The organism is Legionella sp. km772 (genome assembly GCF_003989735.1).
In the GTDB taxonomy this organism is placed as follows: domain Bacteria; phylum Pseudomonadota; class Gammaproteobacteria; order Legionellales; family Legionellaceae; genus Legionella.
Window position 1 is genome coordinate 1 of the sequence record NZ_RZGQ01000326.1, and the last position, 1,652, is coordinate 1,652.

The following is a 1,652-nucleotide window of genomic DNA, read 5'->3' on the forward strand; positions in this document are numbered from 1 at the left end:
ACTCATTTAAATCACTTTGCTATTAAGTACAAATTGATTCTTAGAGCGAACCAGATTGCTTGGCAGGAGCTTAAAAATATGGCAGCTTAAAATTGACCGTGCGTAACATGAGTTATTTAGTGTATTTTATGTATAATTATATTATTACTTGCTGTAGTTGATGTTTTATGCCTCATTTATTGAAAAATGCTCTTCCCGTCAATTTCATTTGGATAGGCCCACCTAGTAATTTGCCAGGTTCCAGCGGAGTGGTTGCTCATGATGTTAAAGCTTTAATTGAATTATGGGCTCATCCGATCTATGAGAATCAGCATCAAATTTTATTTTGGTGTTTAGATGAGTTTGTACCTTACTATCAAGAATTACTAAAAGAATATTTAACAGGTGATAATCCAATCCAAGTATGTTCTATACAGGCCTATCTGCAAGAGTTTCTAGAAGAAGAATACCAGGTTGATTTATTTTATGAAGAAACGATAAATCATGATGCCTTATTGGTCAGTTCCTTTTTTAAATTATTCTTAAAAAAAGAACTAAGTGAGACACCTATTGCAGATAGAGTAAGTTGTAAGGAATTGTTTTCTTTGTTTCTATTACGTTCTCTGGGTGGCTATGTCTTAGATACTAATGTAAGTCTTAGTGCTAATACTGCTACTATTCTCCCCAAGCCTGAGGCTTTCGTTCAATTTATGCTGCCTGCCTCTTATTTAATAACTAAATTTAAAGGCTGGATGCGTAGGGTGGATGCACAACTTCCTTGGGAGTGTTTTGAATGTTGGGCTATGTACTCTTCTGGTGCTAATGAGATTACTATACCGATGGTTAGGCAATTCATTGCCTTAGCGGGTTATACCCAACAAGGCAGTGGATTGGTAAAATTACCGGTTTTACTCAGAAACGTTGAAACCTATTTAAAAAAAGAGGAGCTTGATAAATATCAAGCAAGCTTATCGAGTATGTCCGCGACGATCATTCGGCAAATGGTCCAATGTGCCAGAGGCCTGCCTATTATGTCTACGGTGACTGCATCTATTCGCAAAGCCAAGGAAAACAAATCTGATTTTTTTTCACCCAGTCCTTCAGCAATAAAATTAATAAAAATTGAGAAGGATCCAGAGGACATTCGCCGATTGATAGCCCCTGAGTTAGGTATTGTTAAAACATATAACAACACGCATGTACCCTCTCTAGAATCGCAAGCATCAGCAGAACCACCAGCTTCCTTTACGCCTAAATAAGCTTTGCTTTTAATAAGGTGTTCAATACTCTTAGCGGAAGCCTACAACCTGTTTTTGGCTGTCTTCAGCGATGATTAAATCATCGTGAATGGCTTGTGGATCTCTTTCCCAAAAAGTCAGCTCCTTTTGAAATGATGTTTTATCAAATTGCATGGTCGAATTTGGTAGGGTGCTAGCAAATTGATTTACACGATTTAAAAACTCATTTAACAAGTGTTGCGTTTGGATTAAGTGTTCGGGTGAGTTTTTTTCTAAATTGGGAAGGGTTATATTTAAACAGTTGTAGGATGCTGTTTTAATAACTCATGTTACGCACGGTCAATTTTAAGCTGCCATATTTTTAAGCTCCTGCCAAGCAATCTGGTTCGCTCTAAGAATCAATTTGTACTTAATAGCAAAGTGATTTAAATGAGT

At 36.7% G+C, this 1,652-nt stretch carries 2 protein-coding genes; one reads left to right on the forward strand and one right to left on the reverse strand.

Annotated features, from left to right (window positions below; all coding sequences use genetic code 11):
- Positions 1-167: 167 nt before the first annotated feature.
- On the forward strand, positions 168-1,238 hold the full coding sequence (locus ELY15_RS15650; protein ID WP_127101671.1) for a hypothetical protein: 1,071 nt from the start codon (positions 168-170) through the stop codon (positions 1,236-1,238).
- A gap of 30 nt (positions 1,239-1,268) precedes the next feature.
- Here ELY15_RS15650 and ELY15_RS15655 read toward each other — a convergent pair whose 3' ends face one another.
- Positions 1,269-1,451 (reverse strand): hypothetical protein, encoded by a 183-nt coding sequence (locus ELY15_RS15655; protein ID WP_127101673.1) that lies wholly within the window; start codon positions 1,449-1,451, stop codon positions 1,269-1,271.
- Between the last annotated feature and the right edge of the window lie 201 nt (positions 1,452-1,652).